At 74.2% G+C, this 21,313-nt stretch carries 19 protein-coding genes and 1 pseudogene; 11 read left to right on the top strand and 9 right to left on the bottom strand.

Going from position 1 to position 21,313, the window contains the following annotated elements:
• Positions 1-48: 48 nt before the first annotated feature.
• Positions 49-747, bottom strand: coding sequence for a TetR/AcrR family transcriptional regulator (locus ACFO4E_RS27170; RefSeq protein WP_378579638.1), 699 nt, complete (start codon positions 745-747; stop codon positions 49-51).
• A gap of 187 nt (positions 748-934) precedes the next feature.
• On the opposite strand from ACFO4E_RS27170, the gene ACFO4E_RS27165 reads away from it, so the two are divergent.
• A complete protein-coding gene (locus ACFO4E_RS27165) occupies positions 935-1,873 on the top strand; it encodes an NAD-dependent epimerase/dehydratase family protein (protein ID WP_378579636.1) in 939 nt (312 codons plus the stop codon).
• A gap of 17 nt (positions 1,874-1,890) precedes the next feature.
• Here ACFO4E_RS27165 and ACFO4E_RS27160 read toward each other — a convergent pair whose 3' ends face one another.
• Positions 1,891-2,508, bottom strand: coding sequence for a TetR/AcrR family transcriptional regulator (locus tag ACFO4E_RS27160; protein ID WP_378579634.1), 618 nt, complete (start codon positions 2,506-2,508; stop codon positions 1,891-1,893).
• Positions 2,509-2,644: 136 nt separating this feature from the next.
• Between ACFO4E_RS27160 and ACFO4E_RS27155 the strand changes: the two genes are divergently transcribed.
• Positions 2,645-5,116, top strand: a complete 2,472-nt coding sequence (locus ACFO4E_RS27155) for a PEP/pyruvate-binding domain-containing protein (protein ID WP_378579632.1) — start codon at positions 2,645-2,647, stop codon at positions 5,114-5,116.
• A gap of 73 nt (positions 5,117-5,189) precedes the next feature.
• Here the strand turns inward: ACFO4E_RS27155 and ACFO4E_RS27150 are convergent, their stop codons facing one another.
• A complete protein-coding gene (locus ACFO4E_RS27150) occupies positions 5,190-5,984 on the bottom strand; it encodes a YqeB family protein (RefSeq protein WP_378579629.1) in 795 nt (264 codons plus the stop codon).
• A 95-nt stretch (positions 5,985-6,079) separates the two neighbouring features.
• Positions 6,080-6,307 carry a hypothetical protein gene (locus ACFO4E_RS27145; RefSeq protein ID WP_378579626.1) on the bottom strand — a complete coding sequence of 76 codons (228 nt, stop codon included), beginning with the start codon at positions 6,305-6,307 and terminating at the stop codon, positions 6,080-6,082.
• Positions 6,308-6,487: 180 nt separating this feature from the next.
• Between ACFO4E_RS27145 and ACFO4E_RS27140 the strand changes: the two genes are divergently transcribed.
• The 7 genes from ACFO4E_RS27140 to ACFO4E_RS27110 all read left to right on the top strand — a co-directional run bounded on the left by ACFO4E_RS27140 (position 6,488) and on the right by ACFO4E_RS27110 (position 12,262).
• Positions 6,488-7,669 carry a sensor histidine kinase gene (locus tag ACFO4E_RS27140; protein WP_378579623.1) on the top strand — a complete coding sequence of 394 codons (1,182 nt, stop codon included), beginning with the start codon at positions 6,488-6,490 and terminating at the stop codon, positions 7,667-7,669.
• Positions 7,666-8,352, top strand: coding sequence for a response regulator (locus ACFO4E_RS27135; protein ID WP_378579620.1), 687 nt, complete (start codon positions 7,666-7,668; stop codon positions 8,350-8,352). Before ACFO4E_RS27140 ends, ACFO4E_RS27135 begins: the two co-directional genes overlap by 4 nt.
• A 74-nt stretch (positions 8,353-8,426) precedes the next feature.
• Positions 8,427-8,855 carry a hypothetical protein gene (locus tag ACFO4E_RS27130; protein WP_378579617.1) on the top strand — a complete coding sequence of 143 codons (429 nt, stop codon included), beginning with the start codon at positions 8,427-8,429 and terminating at the stop codon, positions 8,853-8,855.
• A gap of 225 nt (positions 8,856-9,080) precedes the next feature.
• Entirely contained in the window at positions 9,081-10,133 is a 1,053-nt protein-coding gene (locus ACFO4E_RS27125) for a C40 family peptidase (RefSeq protein WP_378579614.1), read from the top strand.
• 182 nt (positions 10,134-10,315) lie between these two features.
• The gene (locus ACFO4E_RS27120) at positions 10,316-10,969 is read left to right on the top strand and encodes a class I SAM-dependent methyltransferase (RefSeq protein WP_378579612.1); all 654 of its coding nucleotides are present in this window, start codon (positions 10,316-10,318) and stop codon (positions 10,967-10,969) included.
• Between the two features lie 64 nt (positions 10,970-11,033).
• Positions 11,034-11,375: a BlaI/MecI/CopY family transcriptional regulator gene (locus tag ACFO4E_RS27115; RefSeq protein ID WP_378579610.1), complete on the top strand. Its 342-nt coding sequence runs from the start codon at positions 11,034-11,036 to the stop codon at positions 11,373-11,375.
• Entirely contained in the window at positions 11,372-12,262 is an 891-nt protein-coding gene (locus ACFO4E_RS27110; protein WP_378579608.1) for a M56 family metallopeptidase, read from the top strand. The genes ACFO4E_RS27115 and ACFO4E_RS27110 overlap by 4 nt, the downstream gene beginning before the upstream one ends.
• A 124-nt stretch (positions 12,263-12,386) precedes the next feature.
• Here ACFO4E_RS27110 and ACFO4E_RS27105 read toward each other — a convergent pair whose 3' ends face one another.
• The 5 genes from ACFO4E_RS27105 to ACFO4E_RS27085 form a co-directional block, all read right to left on the bottom strand.
• Complete coding sequence (locus tag ACFO4E_RS27105; protein WP_378579604.1) at positions 12,387-14,738, bottom strand: heavy metal translocating P-type ATPase; 2,352 nt, start codon at positions 14,736-14,738, stop codon at positions 12,387-12,389.
• 49 nt (positions 14,739-14,787) lie between these two features.
• Entirely contained in the window at positions 14,788-15,768 is a 981-nt protein-coding gene (locus ACFO4E_RS27100) for a hypothetical protein (protein ID WP_378579601.1), read from the bottom strand.
• Positions 15,769-15,993: 225 nt separating this feature from the next.
• Positions 15,994-17,346, bottom strand: a complete 1,353-nt coding sequence (locus ACFO4E_RS27095) for an MFS transporter (protein WP_378579595.1) — start codon at positions 17,344-17,346, stop codon at positions 15,994-15,996.
• Positions 17,343-18,497 (bottom strand): PLP-dependent cysteine synthase family protein, encoded by a 1,155-nt coding sequence (locus ACFO4E_RS27090; protein WP_378579591.1) that lies wholly within the window; start codon positions 18,495-18,497, stop codon positions 17,343-17,345. The genes ACFO4E_RS27095 and ACFO4E_RS27090 overlap by 4 nt, the downstream gene beginning before the upstream one ends.
• A 171-nt stretch (positions 18,498-18,668) precedes the next feature.
• The gene (locus ACFO4E_RS27085) at positions 18,669-19,079 is read right to left on the bottom strand and encodes a hypothetical protein (RefSeq protein ID WP_378579586.1); all 411 of its coding nucleotides are present in this window, start codon (positions 19,077-19,079) and stop codon (positions 18,669-18,671) included.
• A gap of 503 nt (positions 19,080-19,582) precedes the next feature.
• On the opposite strand from ACFO4E_RS27085, the gene ACFO4E_RS27080 reads away from it, so the two are divergent.
• Both ACFO4E_RS27080 and ACFO4E_RS27075 read left to right on the top strand, forming a co-directional pair.
• Positions 19,583-19,981, top strand: a complete 399-nt coding sequence (locus ACFO4E_RS27080) for a hypothetical protein (protein WP_378579582.1) — start codon at positions 19,583-19,585, stop codon at positions 19,979-19,981.
• Between the two features lie 134 nt (positions 19,982-20,115).
• Positions 20,116-21,313: pseudogene (locus tag ACFO4E_RS27075) on the top strand (hypothetical protein); the annotation flags it as partial.

Here is a 21,313-nt window from a genome sequence, read left to right as displayed (position 1 = left end):
CCCCCGTGCCGCGTCCGCACAGGGCGGCGGCGCGCGGCGGTCCCGGCGTCAGCCGGGGAGGCCGATGACGCCGGCGAGGCAGCGGGCGTGGTGGTCGAAGGCCGGTGTGCGGTCGGCGATCACGTTCTCGAACTGGCCGGACAGCTCGAAGCCGATCCACCCGTACAGAGCGGTCCAGGCGGTGATGGCGCGGGCGATCACGTCGTCGGGGGCGTCGGGGATGAACTCGCGGACGTTCTCGGCGTCGGCGCCGAACGAGCGCGGCGGGGCGGGGGCGCGGGCAAGGGGGGTGAGGGCCCCGGCGCGGTGGGCGTCGGCGACGATGGCCCCGAAGACGGTGGTGTCGCGGACGGCCGCGGGGACGGTGTCCCGGGGGGCGCGGTAGCCCGGCACGGGTGAGCCGTGCAGCAGCGCGTATTCGTGCGGGTGGGCCAGGGCCCAGTCGCGGACCGCGTGGCACGCCGCGAGCCAGCGCGCCGTGTAGGCGGTGCGGTCGCGGGCGGCGTCCGCCTCTTCCACCGCCGCGCCGACGGCGTTGTAGCCGTCGATGATCAGCGCGGTCAGCAGGTCGTCGCGCGAGGGGAAGTACCGGTAGATCGCCGATGACGCCATGCCCATCTCCCGGGAGACGGCGCGCAGCGACAGTCCCCCCGCCCCCGCTGTGGCCAAGTGGCGTCGTGCGGTGTCGGTGATCTCGCGGGTCAGTTCCTCGCGGACGCGTTCGCGTGCGGTTCGGCCGGCGCTCATGGCGACGACGATATCAGAGCACCGGAATGAAACGAGAGCACTGCTCTTGCTTTTTTCCGGCGCAAGAGAGAGCATTGCTCATGGTCCGGATCGTCGATCCGGATCGAGATCACCTGTCGCGGCCACCGTGGAGCACATGGGTCGGCGGCGGGCGGCCCCCCAGGACGCATCCGAGGAGACACGGACCATGGGCAAGCACATCGTCGTCGGAGCAGGCCAGGTCGGTGCGCACCTGGCCCGGACCCTGCTGGAGCAGGGGCACGAGGTCGTCGTCGTCAGCCGGTCGGGCTCCGGTCCCGACGGGGTCCAGCGGGTGGCCGCCGATGCCGCGGACACCGAACGCCTCACTGCCCTCACCCGAGGCGCGGACACCCTCTACAACTGCGCGAACCCCCGCTTGCACCGCTGGCTCCAGGACTGGCCCCCCATGGCCGGATCCATGCTCGCCGCCGCGGAGGCCGCCGGTGCCGGGTACGTCATGCTCGGCAACGTCTACGGCTACGGCGTGCCCGACGGGCCGATGCGCGAGACCGACCCCTACGCCCCCACCAGCGCCAAGGCGGGGGTCCGCGTGCGGATGTGGCAGGACGCGCTGGCCGCCCACGACGCCGGGCGGGTGCGGGCGACCGAGGTCCGGGCCAGTGACTACTTCGGCCCGGGCTGCCTCGGCCAGTCGCACCTCGGCGAGCGCTTCGTCCCCAGGATCCTGGCGGGCAAGCGCGTCCCTTACGCCGGCGACCCCGCGCAGCCCCACAGCTGGACCTACGTCACCGACGTCGCCCGCGCCCTGGCCGCCGCGGGTAGCGGCGACCGCGCATGGGGCAGGGCGTGGCACGTCCCGACCGGGCCGGCGCTCTCGGCCCGCGAGGTCGCCGAACGGATGAGCGCCATCGCCGGTGCCCCCGCCCCGAGGGTCACCGCGCTGCCGCACTGGGTCATGCGCGTGCTGGGCACGGTCTCGCCCATGCTGGGCGAGCTGGAAGCCGTCCGCTACCAGTTCGTCCGCCCGTTCGTCGTCGACTCCAGCGAGTTCGAAACGGCCTTCGGCCTGGCCCCGACCCCCATGGACGAGGCGCTGGCCGCCACGGTCGCCTGGTGGCGCGACCGGTTGGGCGCCGCCGCCTGAACCGGCGCCGCCACCGCCTATCGCGTGCCCGGGCCGGCCCCGAACAGGGAGTCCAGGTGGGCGTCGAGGGCCGCGAGCGCGTCGTCGGCGGGGAGCTGCCCGCTCAGGGCGTGCACGCCCAGCCCGTCGACGAGCGCGAGCAGGGCCGCCGCGGCGCGCGCGGGGTCGGCTCCGCCGACTCCGCCGGCGCGGATCCGGTCGGCCAAGTGGGCTCGCATGCGGGCCGCCGACGTGCGCAGCCCTTCGGCGAGCGCCGGCTTGGTCGCGGCGTAGGCGAGGAACGCGAGGGCCACATGGCCCTCGCGTGAGCGCTGCTCGTCCAGCGGGAGCAGCTGGACCAGCAGCGCGCGGACGTCGTCCCGGGCCGACGGCGCGCCGCGCCGGGCCCCGCCGCCGGTCCCGCCGCCACCGGCGGCGGCCATGCGCTCCTGGATGCCGTCCATGACGACGTCGAGGGCGAACGCCATCATCTCGTCCTTGGTGCGGAAGTAGTGCTGCACCATACCCGTCGACACCCCGGCCTCCGCGGCGACGTGGCGCAGGCTGACGGCCTCCAGCCCTTGGGAGGCGGCGAGGCGCATGAGGGCGTCGGCGATCTGGGTCCGCCGGGCGCGGTGGTCGACTCTCTTGGGCACCCGGGCATTTTACATTGCAGTCGTATTGACACGTCCTCGCGGAGCTTTTACATTGCGTTCGTATTGTAAAAACAGCCCGAGGGCCGTCCGGCGGGCAGGCGCCGCCGGACGGCGGGGGAGGTCGAGGGGGACCGCGATGAACGTGATCCGGCTGTCGGAGATCACCGACGGCATGGCGGACCTGGTCGGGGGCAAGGCGGCGGGGCTCGCGGCGATGATCGCCGCGGGCGAGAGGGTGCCGGACGGCTTCTGCCTGACCACCGCGGCCCACCGGGCGGCGGCGGTGCCCGAGGAGGAGGTCGCCGCCGCCTACGAACGGCTCGGCGGCGGGCCGGTCGCCGTGCGCTCCAGCGCCACGGCCGAGGACCTGCCGCACGCGAGCTTCGCCGGGCAGCAGGACACGTTCCTCGACGTCAACGGCGCCGACGACGTCGTCGGCGCCGTACGCCGGGTCTGGGACTCCCTGCACAGCGAGCGGGCCACCGCCTACCGCGAGGCCCAGGAGATCGATCCCGCGACCGCCGCCATGGCCGTCGTCGTGCAGCGGATGGTCGGTGCGGCGGCCGCCGGGGTGATGTTCACCGCCAACCCCCTCACCGGCCGCCGCACCGAGACGGTCGTCGACGCCGTCGCGGGCCCGGGTACGGCCGTGGCCGACGGCACCGCCGTCCCCGACCACTACGTGCTGGACACCGCCACCGCGGACGCGGCCACCGGGGAGCGGGGCTGCCTGGGCCGGCGTGACCTCGACGCCCTGCGGCGGGCCGGCGCGCGCCTCCAGGCCCTCTTCGGCGCCCCCCAGGACGTCGAGTGGGCGATCGACCACGACGGCGAGCTGTGGCTGCTGCAGTCCAGGCCGATCACCACGCTGTTCCCCCTCCCGTCGGACTCCGGGCACCCGCAGCCGCGCGTCTACCTGGAATTCGGCCATGTGCAGGGGATGCTCCAGCCCTTCACCCCCATGGGCATGTCCGTGCTGAAGGTGGTGGCCGCCGGCATCGCCCGCTCCTTCGGCGTCCCGGCCGACCCCGTCGAAGGGCCGGCCGCGGTCGTCGGGATCGGCGGACGCCTCTACGGCGACCTGACCGATCTCGTCCGCAGCCCGTGGACCCGTGCGCGGCTGCCCGAGGCGATGGGCGTGGACTTCGGGCCGCGGGCGCAGGCCGTCGTCGAGCGGGTGATGGCCGATCCGCGCTTCGCCGCGCGGCGGGGCCGGCCGGTCCGTGGGCGCACCGTGCTCACGGTGGCCCTGCGGACGGTCCCCCGCGCCCTGGCGGGCATCGGGCGGGCGCTGGCGCGCCCGGAAGCCGCCCGCGACCGCGTGGCGCGCGCGATCGGGGAGATCAGAAGGGAGGCGGACGCCCCGCCCGGCCCGATGACCGCGTCCGAGCGGTTGGATTCCGTGGCCGCCGCCGACGCGCCCTTCCCGTCCGGCGACGCGCTGGTCTGGCCGGTCGCGACCGCCCTCCTGGTGACGGCGCTGCCCGGGGCCCTGCTCCGGGGCGTCGCCGACGGCGCCGAGATGAACACGGTCCTGGGCGGGCTGTCGCACAACGTCACCACCGAGATGGACCTGGCGCTCTGGCGCCTGGCCGAGGGTGCCGCCGGGCACCGCGCGCTGCTGTCGGACACCCCGCCGCACCGGCTCGCCGCCATGTACGCCGCTGGCACGCTGCCCGATATCGGCCTGCCCGCGTTCCTGGACGCCTACGGCCACCGCGCCGCCGCCGAGGTCGACGTCGGCGTGCCCCGCTGGGAGGAGGACCCTGCTCCGCTCTTCGCCGCGATCGCCAACTACCTGCGCGTCACCGACCCCGAGCAGGCCGCCGACCGGCGGTTCGCACGTGCCGGGGCCGCGGCCGAGGCGACGATCGAGCGGGTACTCGAACGGGCACGCCGCGCCCGGCCGGTGCGCGGCCGGCTGGCCGGTGTCCTCCTGCGCCGGGCCCGGGTCCTGGCCGGCCTGCGCGAGGCGGGGAAGTTCGCCGGCCTGTACCGGCTCCGCCGGATGCGCCGCGAGCTGCTGCTGGCCGGGGAGGAGATGGCCGACCGGGGGCTGCTGGAGGACGCCGGGGACATCATGTTCCTCACCCTCCCCGAAGCGCGGGCGGCGGTCGACGGGGGAGCCGGCCGGACAGCGCTGGTGGCCGCCCGGAAGGACCTCCACCGGCGCGAGCTGCGCCGCCGGAGCGTCCCCGTCGCCCTGCTGTCCGACGGCACGGACCCCGAGGCGCTCGCGCCCCCCGATCCCCCCGGTGCCGGCGCCCTGAGCGGGACGGCGGCGGCCGCGGGCCGGGCCACCGGGCCCGCCCGCGTCGTCCACGACCCGGCCGGTGCCCGCATCGAGCCCGGCGAGATCCTGGTGGCCCCGGCCACCGACCCCGGCTGGACGCCGCTGTTCCTCACCGTGGCCGGACTGGTGACGGAGACCGGATCGGCGATGGCGCACGGTCCCACCGTGGCCCGCGAGTACGGCGTCCCCACGGTCGTCTGCGTCCGCGACGCCACGCGCAGGATCCGCACCGGGCAGGTCGTCACGGTCGACGGCACCGCCGGAACCGTCACCGTCGGGCCCGGGGACGCGGCCGCCTCTCCCGTGGACCCGTGACCCGGCGCGGCCCGGCCGGGGCGGTGCGAAGGGGGCGGCGGGGCGCCGCCCGTGGCCGTCCGGCCCGGCCGCGTCAGCGCTCGCCGTCGCCGTCGCCGTCGTCGTCGTCGTCGCCGTCGCCGTCGCCGTCGCCGCCGTCGAGCGGGGAGCCGGGCGGTCGGCCGGTGCGGCGCCAGAACTGGCGGCCGCCCTCGTCGCGCACGACGACGCCCAGCGCGGCCAGCTCCTCCCGCAGCTGCTCGGCGTCCGCGGCCTCGTCCTTCTCCAGTGCCCGTGCGCGGGCCTTGAGGAACGCGTGGGCCTCGGCGGAGAGGCCCGGGTGGCCCACGACCCAGCGCCGGAACTCGCCGCGGTGCGGGTCGGCCTCCGCCCACGGGTAGCCGTGGGCCGCGAAGGCGGCCGCCAGCCGCTTCGCGTTCGGGAGCTCGCCGCTTTCGGCGGCGAGCTCCTCGGTGTCCGGGCCCAGGAGGACGAGCCGCCTGCCGTCCAGGAACACCGCGCCGACCGACGCGGCGTGCACGTCGTGGCGCCGGTCGCCGCGGGCGATGGCGACCTGGTCGTCGCCGACGGTGACCGTCACGTAGTCGCCCTCGGCGAGCAGTGCCAGCGCCAGCCCGCCGAGGACCCCCAGTACGGCGCCCCCGATCGGGACGCGCCCCTCGGGGAACGACGTGATGAGTTCGAGGGGCCCCTCGAACGGGGTCCACGGCAGCGCCAGCGCCCACCCGGCGGCGAGCGCCAGCAGCCACGCGGCCCCGGACCCGATTCCGGCGCCCAGCAATGGGGCGCCCGCCCAGGTGAGGACGCGCAGCCCGGCCGACGGGCCGAGAACGGTCGCGGCACGGGACGGCGGCACAACGGGCGGCATCTCCAGGTCTCCTCTGCTTCCGGTATATGTGCGATCCGCGGGGGTCTGCTTCCGGTCGCCCGGATCCGCCGCCTCCCGCGCCGGCGCCCGGGCCACTAGGCCCGGATCCGGGTCGCGGCGGCGAACACGCTGATGCCCAGGACCGCGATGACGAGGTTGGCGAACAGCTCGTAGCCGGCAAGGGCGTCCACATGCGGGATGACGAACCGGTTGACGACGTTGAGGAAACCCATGATCGGCTGGTGGCCGAGCAGCCGGTCGACGGTCCCGCTGACCCCTATCGCGGCGATGACCAGCCCCGCCGCCTGAATGGCTTTGCGCATGCCTCCGACGCTAGGCAGCGGGGGCGCGGCGGCGCATCGGCCGACGGCGTCGGACCGCACCGACCGGAGGCGCCGATCGCGACCCCCGGGTCATCCCGAAGTATCGGGCTCTGCGACGGGGGTCGCCGATTCCCTCCGGACCGCGGAGGGCCGCCGCCCCGGCCGGTAGGTTCGGGGAGCATGAACGGTTCGGCGGGCGGGTACCCGCCCCGACGCGGCCTGCGCGACTGGGCCGTGGACATCTGCCTGTTCCTGCTCGCCGTGGGCTACGGCGTCGCCTGGTCGCTGGAATCCCTCGCCGACCCCGCGCAGCCGCCGGCGCCGGCCTGGAGCCAGGTCCTCACCGCGGGGGCCTGCGCCGCCCTCTGGCTTCGGCGCCGGTGGCCGGTGGGGCTCGCCGTGGCCCTGGTGCCGGTGTCGACCTTCGCCGACCTCGCCGCCGGGGCTCAGCTCGTCGCGCTGTTCACCGTCGCGATCCACCGGCCGGTGCGCTACGCGGCGGGTATCTGCGCGGCGATCATCGTCTTCCGGGCCGGCTTCCTCGCGCTGTTCGTCATGCTCCGCCGCCCGCCGCCCGACGTCCCGCTCTCCTGGATCCTGGCGTTCACCGCCATCACCAGCCTCGCCGTCGTGGGGTGGGGGCTGTTCGTCCGGCACCGGCGCCAGCTCGCGCTCTCGCAGCGCGAGCGCGCCGCCCGGGCCGAGACCGAGGCCCGGCTGCGCGCCGAACAGGCCCAGCACCACGCCCGCGAGGAGATCGCCCGGGAGATGCACGACGTCCTCGGCCACCGCCTGTCGCTGCTGAGCGTGCACGCCGGAGCCCTGGAGTACCGCCCCGACGCCCCGGCCGAGGAGATCGCCCGCGCGGCCGGGGTGATCCGCGAGAGCGCCCACCAGGCACTCCAGGACCTGCGGGAGGTCATCGGCGTGCTGCGCGCCCCGGTCGGCGAGCTGCCGCAGCCCACCCTCGCCGACCTCGCGGAGCTCGTCGCGGAGTCCCGCGCGGGCGGGATGCGCGTGGACCTGAGCGAGCGGATCCCCGTCGGCGTCCCCGGCGGCATCGGCCGCGCCGCCTACCGGATCGTCCAGGAGGGGCTGACCAACGCGCGCAAGCACGCGCCCGGCGCCGGGGTGGCGGTCGCCGTGGCCGGCGCGGCGGGCGAGGGGCTGACCGTCGAGGTCCGCAACACCGCCCCCGAGACCCCGCCTCCGGTCCCGCCCGGGACCGGCCCGCCGCCGCTGCCCGGCCGCGGCCTGATCGGGCTGGCCGAACGCGTCTCGCTGGCCCAGGGCCGCCTGGAGCACGGACACACCGCCGAGGGTGGCTACCGCCTGCACGCCTGGCTACCCTTGCCGCCATGATCGCCTCCGAACCGCCGCCGGCCATCGGCGTCCTCATCGTCGACGACGACCCGCTGCTGCGCGCGGGGCTGGCGATGATGCTGGGCGGAGCGGGGGACATCCGGGTCGTCGCCGAAGCGGGCGACGGCGGCGAGGTTCCCGCGCTCGTGGAGCGGCACGCTCCCGATGTGGTCCTCATGGACATCCGGATGCCCGGCACCGACGGCCTGAGCGCGACCGAGGCGCTGCGCTCCCGCCGCGGCGCCCCGGAGGTCATCGTCCTGACCACCTTCGACGCCGACGAGCACATCCTGCGCGCCCTGCGGGCCGGGGCCGCGGGCTTCGTCCTCAAGGACACCCCGCCCGCCGAGATCGTCGACGCGGTGCGGCGGGTGGCCCGCGGCCACCCGGTGCTGTCCCCGGCGGTGACCCGCCGGCTCATGGACCGGGTCGCCGAATCCGGCCGCGACCGGCGGCGCGGCCGTGCGCAGGAGCGCCTCGCGCTGCTCAACGACCGCGAGCGCGAGATCGCCGTCGCGGTGGGGGAGGGCGGGTCCAACGCCGAGATCGGCGCGCGCCTCTACATCAGCGTCCCCACCGTCAAGACCCACGTCTCGCGCGTCCTCACCAAGCTCGGCCTCAACAACCGCGTCCAGATCGCCCTCCTCGTCCACGACGCCGACCTCCTCCCCGGCGGCGAGTGACCGCCCGCCCCCGGCGATGGGCCGCGACCAGGGCGGGGCTCACAGCGGGGCGGGAGTTGTGTAGCCTTCCTGGCGTGTCAGCGCAGATCGCGGGATCGACCGGGCGCCCCCTCGCCAAGGGGCTGCTCGCCGTGCTCATGGCAGGGGCCTACCTGCTCTGCCTGATCTGCCACGCCCCCGGACTGTCCGCGGCCGCCGCGGCGCACCCGGCCGCGCACACGGCCGCGGAACCGGCGCAGGAGGCGCAGGCCGGCGAAGGGCGCGATGCCGCCGCCGGCCACGGGCACGCCGAACCCGGGCACTGCGACGACAGCGGCATCGCGGCGGCGGGCCAGCCGGGCGGCGGCCTCCAGCTGCTGATGCTCCTCGGCCTGGCCACGCTGGCCGCCTGGGTGCTGTGGTCCTTCCCGCCGCGTACGCCCGCGTGGGCGCACCCGCGGCCGTGGCGGCGCCATCCCGGAGGCTCGCGCCTGCTGATCTCCATCTGCGTGTGCCGGGTGTAGGCCGAACCCCGCGCCCTTTCTCCCTCCGTCCGGCGGCCGCGTCGCCGGACGATCCGCGCCCGGGCCCGCCCGCGCACGGTACCCGCGTGTACCGGCGCCGAGGCGCCCGCGGCGACCACGCACGCCCGCGCGTGCCCCTCCCCGGCGGACGGCCGCCGCGCACCGCCACCGGTGCGCCGCCGTGCCGGGGACCCCCACCGAACCGCCTGATGGAGCCATCCACCCATGACCGATGACAGACACGCCACCGACCCCGCGCCCGCCGCGAAGCCGGCCGCCGGCCGCAGCGCCCGGCGCCCCGACCGGGCCGTCATCGCCGGCGTCGGCGTGCTCGCCGCCGGCAGCCTGCTGCTGCCCGCCGGCGTCGCCAACGCCGAGCCCGAGCCGACCAAGGAGGAGGTCGAGGACCGCATCGAGGAGCTGACCGAGGAGGCCAGCACCCTGGTGCAGGAGTACAACCAGGCCGAGGAGGACCTGGAGGCCGCTGAGGAGAAGGTCGCCGACCTCGACGACGAGATCGGCGACGAGGAGGAGCGCTACGACGAGCTGCGCGCGGAGGTGGCCGGGTTCGCCGGGGCCGCCTACCGCTCCACCGACGTCGGCGCCACCTCCACCGTGCTCACGGTGGAGGACCCCGAGGACCTGCTGGACCAGTCGGCGGACCTCGCCTACCTGTCGGAGAACCAGCGCGCCAAGCTGGACGACTTCACCGGCTCCTCCGAACGCCTCATCGGGCTCAAGGACGAGGCCGAGGACGGCAGGGACGAGGCACAGGACCGGGCCGACGAACTGGCCGAGCAGCAGGAGGAGATCGAGGACGCGCTCGCCGAGCAGGAGGAGCTCCTCGCCGACTTCGAGGGCGAGAACCCGACGGCGGGGGAGGCCGACGGCTCCGGCGGGTCCTCCTACAGCGGGTCGGCGTCCGGCAACGCCCGCACGGCGCTGGACTTCGCCTACAGCAAGATCGGCACCCCGTACCTGTGGGGCGGCACCGGGCCCAACGGCTACGACTGCTCCGGCCTGATGCAGGCCGCATGGGGGTCGGCCGGGGTGAGCCTGCCCCGGACCACCTATGACCAGTTCAACCTGCCCAACAAGGTGTCGCGCGCCGACCTCCAGCCGGGCGACATCATGTTCTTCTTCGACGACCTCGGCCACAACGGGATGTACGCCGGGAACGGGCAGATGGTGCACGCGCCCAGCAGCGGCAAGACGGTCTCCGTGGTGAACCTCGCGGACTACTGGGATTCCCAGTTCGTCGGGGCCGTCCGTCCCTGACCGGGGCGGGCGATGGCGGGGGGCCGCACAGCGGCCTCCCGCCACCCCTGGCAGTGCGCGGCGGCGTCCCCCGTGGGGCGGACGCCGCCGCGCGGGGCCGGAACCGGACAACGGCTGGCCCGTGTCTACTACACGCGCGTAGTATCAACTACGCGAGCGTAGGAGATCGGGAGGGGCCGCAGATGACACACCCGGAGCACCGCACGCCCGACGAGGTCACCGACCGGATCAGGCGGCACTGGGATCGGCAGGCGGGCGGATACGACGCGGCCATGACGCGCGTCGAGCGCCTCCTGTTCGGCGACGGACGGGCGTGGGCCTGTTCGCGGGCCACGGGGCGGACCCTGGACGTCGGCGCGGGTACCGGCCTCAACCTGCCGCTGTACCCCGCCGGCGTGCGCCTCACCGCCATCGACCTCAGCCCCGCCATGCTCGCAGTCGCCCGCGCACGCAGCGCGGAGCTGGGCATCGACGCCGACCTGCGGGTCGCCGACGCCGAGCGGCTGCCGTTCGACGACGCCGCGTTCGACACGGTGGTCTGCACACTGGCGCTGTGCTCGGTCCCCGACGTCGACCTCGCCCTCGCCGAGATGCGGCGGGTCCTGCGCGCCGGCGGGCGCCTGGTGCTGCTCGACCACGTGCGGCCGACGCTGGCGCCGCTGCGCTGGCTGCTGCTCGCGATCCAGTGGAGCATGAACCGGATCGAGCCAGGCAACGGCGAGCAGATGATGCGCCGTCCGCTCGTCAACGCCCGCGAGCTGGGCTTCGAGATCGAGGAGCGGCACCGGGCCAAGGGTGGGGCGGTCGAACGCGTCAGCGCCCGCAAGCCCGATTAGGCTCGGAACGGCCCGCGGAACGCACGGCGCCGCCCCCGTCGTCGGCGCAGGAGGAGGGGTGTGGATGCTCGGGGAGCTCGAATCCCGCGTGATGCGCGTCCTCTGGGACCGCCGTGAACCGATGACCGTCCGCTCCGTCCTGGAACGGCTCAACGAGAGCGGACCCCGGCCCGTCGCCTACACCACGGTGCTCACCGTGATGAGCCGCCTGGCCGACAAGGGAGCGCTGGTGCGCACCGCCGCGGGGCGGGGCCACCTCTACACGGCCGCGGCGGCCGACGAGGCCGCCCTGGCCGTCGACGACGTCCTGCGCACCTACGGCGACTCCGCGGTCAGCCACTTCCTCGACCGCGCGGCCGGCGACCCGGAGCTGTTGGAACGGCTGCGCAGACTGGCCCGGGAATGAGCGCCCGGCCGGGTCCGCGGGCGCGGTCCGCCGACGCGCCGCTGTGGTCGATGATCGCCCTGGCCTGCGGGGTGCACGGCGCGTTCGCGACGGTCGCCTGCTGCCTCGCCGCCGCGGTCGCCGCCCGGCTGGCCGCCACCGGCTGGCCCCCGCTGTGGGAGGGGCACCCGCCGATGTGGCCCGCGGCGGCGATCGCGCTGCTGTGGTCCGCGGGCTGGCTCCACCGGCTGGTCGCCGCCGCGCGCCTGCTGGCGGCCGCGCGCCGGCTGCGCGCCTCCCTTGCGGGGGCCCGGGTGGAGCCGCCGGAGAGGCTGGCCCGCCTGGCGGCGGAGTGCGGCCTGGAGGGCCGCGTCACGGCGGTGTCCTCCGGCGGGATGTTCGCCTTCACCCACGGGCTCCTCCACCCCCGCGTGGCGGTCTCCACCGGGCTGCTGGCCCTCCGCGACGAGGAGTTGCGCGCGGTCCTGCTGCACGAGGGCGAGCACGTCCGCAACCGCGACCCCGCGAAGGCCGTGCTCGCCTCCCTGGTCCACGCGCGCAACTTCTACGTCCCCTTTCTGGGCGCGTGGAGGTGGCGCTTCATCGCGGCGCGCGAGCTCGCCGCGGACCGCGTGGCGCAGGCGGGGGTGGGCAGGGGGCCGGTGGCCGGTGCCCTGCTGCGGGTCGCCGAAGGACCCCCGTGGAGCGCCGGGGCCGCCGTGGCGGCCATGGGCTCCGCCGGGCTGCTGGAGCTGCGCGTCCGGCGGCTGGAGGACCCGGGGGCCCCGATCCCCGTCCCGGGCCGCTTCGACCGCGTGTGGGCGGTGGCGGCCGGCTCGGTGCTGGTCGCGGCGTTGGTGTGGGCCGTCTTCTTCCTCTCCGCCTACCCGCCGCCCTGCCGGATGTGACGCGGAGGCGGCGGCGCGCCCGCTCCGCCGGCCGGCGCCCGGAGCGCGGCACGCCCGTGGCGGTCCGATGCCGTGACGGCGGATGCCCCCGGACCGGGGGTCCGGGGGCATCCGCCGCCGAGGGTCACGCCGCGTGAGCGGTCTGCCGCCGGTCGGCGGCCGCGGGCGCCGCGGCCGGCGCGGGGCCGCCGTTTCCGGCCAGCGGCCGGAAGCCGCGCAGCCGCAGGCTGTTGCTGATGACGAAGACGGAGGAGAAGGCCATCGCCGCACCGGCGATCATCGGGTTGAGCAGGCCGGCGGCGGCCAGGGGCAGCGCCGCCACGTTGTAGGCGAACGCCCAGAACAGGTTGCCCTTGATGGTGGACAGGGTCCTGCGGGAGAGCCGGATGGCGTCGGCCGCCGCCCGCAGGTCGCCGCGGACCAGGGTCAGATCGCTCGCCTCGATGGCGGCGTCGGTCCCGGTGCCCATGGCCAGCCCCAGGTCGGCCTGCGCGAGCGCGGCGGCGTCGTTGACGCCGTCGCCGACCATCGCCACCGTGCGGCCCTCGGACTGGAGCCGCTTGACGACGGCGACCTTGTCCTCGGGCAGCACCTCCGCCACCACCTCGTCGATACCGACCTGGTCGGCCACCGAACGGGCGACGTCGGCGGTGTCGCCGGTCAGCAGGATCGGGGTGAGCCCGAGGCCGCGGAACTGCTCGACGGCCTGGGCGCTGGTGGGCTTGACGGCGTCGGCGACCACCAGCACGGCGCGGGCCCGCCCGTCCCAGCCGACCGCGACCGCGGTGCGGCCGCCGGCCTCGGCGCCGGCCTTGGCCCGCTCCAGGCCGGCGGGCAGGTGCTGGGACCAGTCGGCCAGCAGCGAGGTGCGGCCCACCACGACCGCGTGGCCGTCGACGACGCCCTGGACGCCCAGCCCTTCGACATTGGCGAAGTCCTCCACCCGGCCCAGGTCGCCGGTCCGCTGCACGGCGGCCGTTGCGATGGCGCGGGCGATGGGGTGCTCGGAGGCGTCCTCCAGCGCTCCGGCGAGCCGCAGCACCTCGGCCTCGTCCTCGCCATCGGCGGTGTACACGTCGGTGAGCGTCATGCGGCCGGTGGTGACGGTGCCGGTCTTGTCCAGGACGATGGTGTCGATGCCGCGCGTGGTCTCCAGGACCTCGGGACCCTTGATGAGGATGCCGAGCTGGGCGCCGCGGCCGGTACCCACGAGCAGGGCGGTGGGGGTGGCCAGGCCCAGCGCGCACGGGCAGGCGATGATCAGCACCGCCACGGCGGCGGTGAACGCCGCCGCGACCGGGGCGCCGGTGCCGATCCAGAAGCCGAGCGTGGCGATCGCGAGCACGATGACAATGGGCACGAAGACCCCGGAGACCCGGTCGGCGAGGCGCTGTACCTCGGCCTTGCCGTTCTGCGCGTCCTCGACCAGCCGCGCCATCTGCGCGAGCCGGGTCTCGGCGCCGACGCGGGTGGCGCGCACGACCAGCCGGCCGCCGGCGTTGACGGTGGCCCCGGCCACCGCCGAGCCCGGGCCGACCTCGACCGGGACGGACTCGCCGGTCAGCATGCTCATGTCGACCGCGGAGGTGCCCTCTTCCACGGTGCCGTCGGTGGCGATCTTCTCGCCGGGGCGCACCACGAACAGGTCGCCCGGTGCGAGCCGGTCGATCGGCGCGCGTTCCTCGCGACCGTCGCGCAGCACGGCGACGTCCTTGGCGCCGAGGTCGAGCAGCGCGTGCAGGGCGGCGCCGGCGCGGCGCTTGGAGCGGGCCTCGAAGTAGCGGCCGGCCAGGAGGAAGGTGGTGACGCCGGCGGCGACCTCCAGGTAGATGTTGGCGGCGCCGTCGGTCGGGGTGATGGTGAGTTCGAAGGGGTGGACCATGCCCGGTTCGCCGGCGGTGCCCCAGAACAGCGCGTACAGCGACCAGGCGAACGCCGCGATCGTGCCCAGCGAGACCAGGGTGTCCATGGTCGCGGCGCCGAGCTTGAGGTTCTTCCACGCGGCGATGTGGAACGGCAGCGCACCCCAGACCAGCACGGGTGCCGCGAGCGCAAGTGAGGCCCACTGCCAGTAGGTGAACTGGAGCGCGGGAACCATGGCCATGGCGATGACCGGGACCGACAGGGCGGCGCTCACGAGCAGGCGGGTGCGCAGCGGCTCCGTCGGGTCGGCGGTACCGGCGTCGTCCCGCGCGCCGCCGCCGGCGGCGCCGGGGCCCTCGGGGGCGGGCGGTGCGGGCAGGGAGGCGGTGTACCCGGCCTTCTCCACCTGGGCGATCAGGTCCTCGGCGGCCACCGGGGCGCCGTCCACCACCACCTGCGCCTTCTCGGTCGCGTAGTTCACGGTGGCGGTGACGCCGTCGATCCTGTTCAGCCGCTTCTCGACCCGCATCGCGCAGGAGGCGCAGGTCATGCCGCCGATCGCCAGTTCGATCCGGTGCTGATCCGGTGCGCGCTCTTCGGGTTCCGCGTTCATCGCTGCTCCATACGTCGTCGGGGGACCGGGCGGGGTCGTGGTCCGGGGGTCAGTGGGTGTGCTCGGCGCTCTCGCCGGCGTCGTCGGCGGGGCCGTCGCCGTCGCCGTCGGCGCCGGCGGTCGCGGTGAACTCCGCGGTGCGCACCTCGCCGTCGTGCCGGAAGTCGAGGAAGAGCCGGTAGTCGCCGGCGGAGGGCACCTCGGTCTGGAAGGCGATCCGCGGCCCGGGTTCGGTGGCGCCGTCGCCGGGGGCGCCTTCGGGGTGGACGTGGAGGTAGGCGAGGTCGCCGTCGCGCAGCGCGACGAGGTGGCCGTAGGCGCCGAGATAGGGTTGCAGGTCGGTGACCTCCTCGCCGTCCTTGCTGACGGTGAGTGCCAGTTCGCCGGTGCGCCCGGGGACGAGGTCGCCGTCGAGGGTGACGGTGTAGCCGTCGACCTCCGCGGTCCTGCCGGGCTCCGGCAGGGGTTCGGGCTCGTAGTCGCCGGGGACGTCGAGGTCGGCGCCGAGGGTGAGCCCGTCGTCGCGGCCCCGCGGGACGAAGTCCGCGAACATTCTATAGGGCCCGGGGGTATCCAGTTCCATCGAGATGCTCCACGTGCCGTCCTCCGCCATCTCCGGGTGGACGTGCTGGAACCCGGTGAGGTCGCGGCCGACGACGATGAGGTGCATCCGCTTGTCGTGCGCCGTCGTGAATCCGGTGACGGGGTCGCCATCGGGGCCCAGGACGCGGAAGGACAGCCGTTCCTCCTCGCCGGCGCTTCCGGGGGCGTCCACCGGGTCGAGCGTGTACCCGTCCTGGGAGATCTGGAGGCCGGACGGGGTGGGTGCCGCGGCGGCGGCCTGGCCCGAGTCGTCCCCGCCGTGCCCGCCGTGTCCGCCGTCCGGGGCGGCGGCCGGGTCGTCCCCGTGTCCGTTCCCGGCCGCCACGGCCGGGAGCAGGGGGCCGGCGAGGGTTCCGGCGCCCGCCGCGCCGCCGAAGGCCACTACGAGGCCCATCCCGTAGATCCCCAGTTTCGCGGGAACGTTCATCGTCCACCCTCTCGTCTCGTGGCCGGCCTCTCCGGCGGCGGCCCGCCGCAGCAGGGTCCCCTGCCCGATGCCTTCATGGATACTATACCCCCCTAGGGTATGTAAAGCGCGGAAGGGATCCCGGGAGCGACAGCCGTTCCCCCGGGGGGGCGGAGCGACGGACCGGCGCGCCGCCCCCCGGACGGGACGGTCCCCGATGCCTCCACCGGGGACCGTCCGGGCGGGCTAGTTCTCGCCCTCCGCGGATGCGGCGGCGGCGAGGGCGGGCTGCCGAGCGGATCCGGTCCGCGGCGCGAGTCCCCCCGATCGGCCGATCAGCGCCATGGCCAGGGCCCCGACGGCGCCGAGCGCCGCCAGCCCGAGCCAGGGCACGGTCGCGGCGAGCGGCGGCGCCAGGCCGAGCGCGGCCCCGACCACCAGGTTGCCCACAGTGATGGCGATGCCGGAGACCGTGTTGTAGAGCCCGTAGTGCGTCGCCACGAGGCGGTCTCCGGACAGCCGCACCACGGTGTCCATCTCGAAGGGGTAGACGAGCGCGCCCCCGAGCCCGAGCAGGGCGGCGGTGAGCAGCGCCGGGACCGCCACGAGCGCGGCCGCGGCCAGGGGCGCGGTGTCGGTGCCGCGCACCGCGGCGGCCAGGGGCGGGGTGGCGAGGATGGGCAGGAACGCCGCCGTCATCACCGCGAGCCCGCGCGGGATCGCCCGCGCGGCGTCCCAGCGGTCCTTGGCCCAGTCGGTGATCCGGACCTGCCCGGCGATGGCCACCAGCGCCGAGACGGCGAAGAGCGCGGCGACCGCGATGTCGCCGGCGTCCGACCCCAGGCCGGCGGTCGCGACGGCGTCCTGGACCGTGAGCGGGACCGCCAGGTAGATCTGGAAGTTCAGCACGTAGGACCCCGCCATGGCGACGGTGAACGCGGCGAAGGCCCGGTCGGACGCGACACGGCGCCAGTCGCCGAGCACCCCCGCGACGCCCGCGCGCCGCTCCTCCTCCGGCTCCGGCGCCCGGCGCGGTGGCAGCGCGCGCGCCTGGAGCACGGTGAGCCCGAGGAACAGCGTGGCGGCCACCCCCGCCACCAGCGTGAAGTCCACGGCGATGAGCGCCATGCCGATGAGCGGGCCGATGAGGATGCCGGTCTGGTAGAACACGTTGAACAGCGCGAACGCCTCCATGCGGCGCTCACCGGCGTCGGCCGCCAGGTAGGCCCGCACGGCGGGGTTGAACAGGGCGCCGGCGAACCCCGTGGCGGCCGACGCCGCCAGCAGCACGGGGAGCGAATCGGCGAAGCCGAGCGCGGCGAACCCGACCGTGCGCAGCGCGCACCCCGCGAGGATCGCGGGCTTGTAGCCGAGCCGGTCGGCGATGCTGCCGCCGACCAGGAACATCCCCTGCTGCGTCAGGTTGCGGACGCCCAGGACGAGCCCGACCGCCCACACCGCCATGCCCACGCTGTCGGTGAGGTGGAACGCGAGGTAGGGCATGAGCATGTAGAAGGCGGTGTTGATGGTCAACTGGTTGATCATCAACAGCCGCACGCTGGTGTCGAAGCCGCGGAAGCGCCGCCAGGCCGCGATCATCGCCGCGCCTCCCCGTCCGCTCCGGCGCCGGCCGCGGCCGTGCCGCGCGGGTCGACCACGCGCGTGCACCGGGTCCAGCCGGTCACGACCCGCTCGCCGGGGTCGGAGATCTCGTGCGGCTCGTCGGGGACCGGACCGTCGAGGAGCCCGTGCCGGGCGCAGTACTCGTCGTTGAAGACGGTGTCGAAGTACCGCTGCGGGCCGTCGGGGAAGACGGCGACGATGCGCTCGGCCGCCGGTCTCGTCCGCGAGAGCCACCGGGCGACCGTCGCCACCGCCCCGACGCTCCACCCCCCGCTGGCGTAGTGCGACGCGGCCAGGGTCCGGCAGGAGCGGACGGCTTGGGCGGGGTCGACCCAGTGCACCTCGTCGAAGGCGCGGTAGTCGACGTTGCGCGGGTGGATGCTGCTGCCGAGCCCCCGCATGATGCGGGGGCGGGCCGGCTGGCCGAAGATGGTCGAGCCGATGGTGTCGACCCCGACGACCCGCAGGTTCGGGAAGAACGCGCGCAGGGCGCGGGACACGCCGGCGGAGTGGCCCCCGGTGCCCACCGCGACGACCAGGGTGTCGACGCGTCCCATCTGGGCGACGAGTTCGTGGGCGAGCGGCGCGTAGGCCGCGACGTTGTCGGGGTTGTTGTACTGGTCGGGGCAGTAGGCGCCGGGGTCGTCGGCGAGCAGTTCGGCGACGCGGTCCCGCCGGGCCTGCTGCCAGCCGCCGGTCGGATGGGGGTCGGTGACCGTGTGCACGGTGGCCCCGTAGGCCGCGAGCAGCCGCGCCATCAGCGGCTCCATTCCGGGGTCGGTCACCAGGGCGACGGGGTGGCCGTGGGTGATCCCGGCGAGGGCGAGGCCGAGCCCCAGCGTTCCGCTGGTCGACTCGATGATCGTCGCTCCGGGGGCCAGCTGTCCGCGTTCGCGCGCCCGTTCGACCATGTAGAGGGCGGTCCGGTCCTTGATCCCGCCGGGGTTGTGGCCTTCGAGTTTGGCCCAGAAGCCCTGCCGGCGGCCGCAGTAGGGCTCGCCGATCCACAGAACGGGGGTGTTGCCCACGACCCCCGCCGGCGTGTGCTGCGGAAGGGTCGGGGGTGTGGCGACCAGGCGTCCGGGACTGATTTCGGGCATGGCGTGGCTCAGCATGGTGGTGTTCATGGCTCTCTCGGCTCAGTGCGTCCGCGAGCGGACACGTCGATGACCAGGCCGGGCGTGGGGTCCTCGGCGCTGTGGAGGCACGCGCGGCCGGCGGGGCCGGCCCGCGCGCGGAGGGGAGTGCGCGGTCGCCGTTCCGGAGGTGCGATCACACCCGGACGGGACGACGCTCCTCTACACCCGCCACACGCACAGGGCGAGCAGGAGGTGGGCGGCGTTGCGCCTGCGCGAGCGCCGGGTGCCCGCTGCGAACGCGAGCCGGCGCAGGACGGGCGCCGCGTAGAGCGCGGCGACGACGGCGAGGCCGGCCCCCAGGAGCAGCTGGAGCAGGTTCCAGGCCGGGGTGCGCTGGTCGGTGCCGTCGTCGGTGCCGTCGGCGCAGTGGTGCCCCTCGCCGAAGGCGTGGGTGTGCGCCGTGCCGTCGGTGACGGTGTGGTCGGGGGCGGCCGCCGTGCGCGCGAGTGTGGGCGTCTCGGCGGCGTCCGCAGGATGCCCGGCCGCGCAGAGCGCGTGGACGACGACCGCGATGGCGAGCAGCACGACCCTGAGGCCGTGCCGCTGCGGTGACGTCATCGTTACACGCACGGCCAGAACTCTACTCAACGTAACGAACACGTTGCGCAGTCATCACGGACGGGCGGTAAGTGAGGAGTGTCACTTTCGGCGGCCGCCCCGGCATGTCGCGGGCGCGGCCCTCCGAGCAGGAGCCGCACCCCGCGCACCGACCTGCGGCGGAGCAGGCGGCGTCCGCGACCGTGACCGCGACCGTGACCGCGGACGGGTTGACCTCGCCCTTGGGGCAAGGCACATGCTGAAGGCGGGCCGGTTCGCTCCACACCCGAGAAAGACGATGCGCACCAGCCTGACCAGTGGGGGAATTCCAGTTGCTCGCCGGCTTGTCGGCCAAAGCGTAGGGCGTCGGTGACGCGGTAGCCCCGCCGTGTGCGGCACATCGATGCGTCAACCGCAAGCCCTTCGCCGCTCCGACAACATGCCGTTCCTGGAATGGCCTCGCAGGACATGTAGCGCGCCAAATTCCGAGGGCCGCACCCGGGCCCGTCCGGAACCGAGGAGCGAGGAGAGCGAAAGTGGCGGAGAAGACCGAGATCACCTTCGGGTACCTGCGAGAGTTCCGCGACGAGAAGGTCACGAAGATACTCAAGGGACTGAAGGAGCAGAAGGCCGAACTGGAAAAGTACATCGATTCCGGCGAAAGCCCAAAGTTCGACACACTGTCTATCAACGGAATCCGCGCCGGGAACCCGGAACTGTTCGAGGCCGCTGGTGAGATCGCCCTGACCATCAACACGTCGGTGATCCATATGCGCGAGGAAATCGAGTACCTCATCGAGCAGTTCGAGGGCCTTGACGACCGGTTGGAGGAGGCCCATATTCGGTTCGCCGACGCCGAGGCCGACTCCGTGATCACCGCCGAGCAACTGAAGGTCCTCATCGACCCGGGCTCGGCCGGATCCGGCCGAGCCTGAAGGCGATGTGGTCGGCGCCCGCGACGGAACGGCGACAGGAAGCCGAGCGGGCGTCAGCCGGGGATTCGGCCGACCAGAGGGCCATCCGGCGGAGTGTCGGACGCATCGACCGTGGGGGAGTGTGAGGAGGTGGCATGCCCGAAGAGTACGAAGAGGACATCTGGGACGAGGACAACGACGACGTCGGGAGCGAGGAGCCGAAAGTTCCCCATGGTGGAGCTCCGCAGAACGCGGAACTCCACACGGTGCTGAACATCTTCGCGGACCCCGCGATGGACGACCCGGTCCCGCCTATGATCTCCGCCGAGAGGGTCATCGAGGCCGACTGGTTCTCCAGCTTCAGATCCGATCAGACGAGCCCGGACGGCCTGGACTACTGGCTGAAGACGGACCTCACCTCGAGCGAATCCAGGCGTAGAGGGACCGGGTCGATGGATGGCGGTTATCAGCCCAATACCACCAGCACCACGACGACGACCTACTACTCCGGGGTCACCTTCGACGGCGGGTTCTACGGATTTCCCGCCTGGCAGAACTTCATCGACAACATGCAGGGCATCCTCAACGAGCCGCTGGGGTCGGAGGCGGGAACCAGCTCTTCCTACAACGCGTCGCGGTTCAACAGCCTCGCCGACGCGCTGACGGAACTGAACACCTGGCTGACCAGTGCCTCCGGCGACCTGAAAAAATGGCACCAGGAGACCCGCGACGAACTCGAGGGGGCGACCGCCGACGTCTTCGTCCAACACCTCGGGTTCATGTTCTTACGTTTCCAAACGCTGCAGGAACAGGTCTCCGCCTATCCCGAGGCATTGCGCGACACGCGTGCGACTGTCCACCCCACTGCTGCGGACGACTTCCACAAATTGTACGAAGAGTGGACGGGCGGAGACCACTGGCATCCGCGTGATCAGATCAAGAAGTGGTTCGACGAGAACCAGGACTCCATCACCCTGAACAAGGGCGACGACTCCAGTTACATCGATGAGTACGGGCCGGCCAACTCTGCGGACACCTGGCACAAGATCCAGGACGAGATCAAGAAGAACTGGCTCGACAACATCAAAGCGTTCATGATCGGTGCCGCCGAACGCATGGGCAGCATCGTGAGCGGCTACGACTCCAACCAGCGCGTGTTCGATGACAACAAGATCGAGCCCCCCAAGGCGCTGACGCTGGACTGGTCGGGTGTGGGCGGCGGTGGTGGCGGTGGGGGCGGTGGTGGTGGCGACGGTGAGAACGGTCCCTCCGACATCGAGAACGAGTACAACGAGACGCTGGAGGAGTGGTACCGCAAGCAGATCGAGTGGCTGGAGAACAACCCGCCCGGCG

This window comes from Nocardiopsis mangrovi (assembly GCF_042653925.1).
Taxonomy (GTDB): domain Bacteria; phylum Actinomycetota; class Actinomycetes; order Streptosporangiales; family Streptosporangiaceae; genus Nocardiopsis_B; species Nocardiopsis_B mangrovi.
The sequence above is the reverse complement of the archived record's forward strand: the minus strand, read 5'-3'. Positions and strand labels throughout refer to the sequence as shown.

What these genes read in the sequence shown, in the direction of transcription:
- ACFO4E_RS27170 (WP_378579638.1), bottom strand. Translation starts at nt 747, where the DNA reads ATGAGCGCCGGCCGAACCGCACGCGAACGCGTCCGCGAGGAACTGACC.
- ACFO4E_RS27165 (WP_378579636.1), top strand. Translation starts at nt 935, where the DNA reads ATGGGCAAGCACATCGTCGTCGGAGCAGGCCAGGTCGGTGCGCACCTG.
- ACFO4E_RS27155 (WP_378579632.1), top strand. Translation starts at nt 2,645, where the DNA reads ATGAACGTGATCCGGCTGTCGGAGATCACCGACGGCATGGCGGACCTG.
- ACFO4E_RS27150 (WP_378579629.1), bottom strand. Translation starts at nt 5,984, where the DNA reads ATGCCGCCCGTTGTGCCGCCGTCCCGTGCCGCGACCGTTCTCGGCCCG.
- ACFO4E_RS27145 (WP_378579626.1), bottom strand. Translation starts at nt 6,307, where the DNA reads ATGCGCAAAGCCATTCAGGCGGCGGGGCTGGTCATCGCCGCGATAGGG.
- ACFO4E_RS27140 (WP_378579623.1), top strand. Translation starts at nt 6,488, where the DNA reads ATGAACGGTTCGGCGGGCGGGTACCCGCCCCGACGCGGCCTGCGCGAC.
- ACFO4E_RS27135 (WP_378579620.1), top strand. Translation starts at nt 7,666, where the DNA reads ATGATCGCCTCCGAACCGCCGCCGGCCATCGGCGTCCTCATCGTCGAC.
- ACFO4E_RS27125 (WP_378579614.1), top strand. Translation starts at nt 9,081, where the DNA reads ATGACCGATGACAGACACGCCACCGACCCCGCGCCCGCCGCGAAGCCG.
- ACFO4E_RS27120 (WP_378579612.1), top strand. Translation starts at nt 10,316, where the DNA reads ATGACACACCCGGAGCACCGCACGCCCGACGAGGTCACCGACCGGATC.
- ACFO4E_RS27115 (WP_378579610.1), top strand. Translation starts at nt 11,034, where the DNA reads ATGCTCGGGGAGCTCGAATCCCGCGTGATGCGCGTCCTCTGGGACCGC.
- ACFO4E_RS27110 (WP_378579608.1), top strand. Translation starts at nt 11,372, where the DNA reads ATGAGCGCCCGGCCGGGTCCGCGGGCGCGGTCCGCCGACGCGCCGCTG.
- ACFO4E_RS27105 (WP_378579604.1), bottom strand. Translation starts at nt 14,738, where the DNA reads ATGAACGCGGAACCCGAAGAGCGCGCACCGGATCAGCACCGGATCGAA.
- ACFO4E_RS27100 (WP_378579601.1), bottom strand. Translation starts at nt 15,768, where the DNA reads ATGAACGTTCCCGCGAAACTGGGGATCTACGGGATGGGCCTCGTAGTG.
- ACFO4E_RS27095 (WP_378579595.1), bottom strand. Translation starts at nt 17,346, where the DNA reads ATGATCGCGGCCTGGCGGCGCTTCCGCGGCTTCGACACCAGCGTGCGG.
- ACFO4E_RS27090 (WP_378579591.1), bottom strand. Translation starts at nt 18,497, where the DNA reads ATGAACACCACCATGCTGAGCCACGCCATGCCCGAAATCAGTCCCGGA.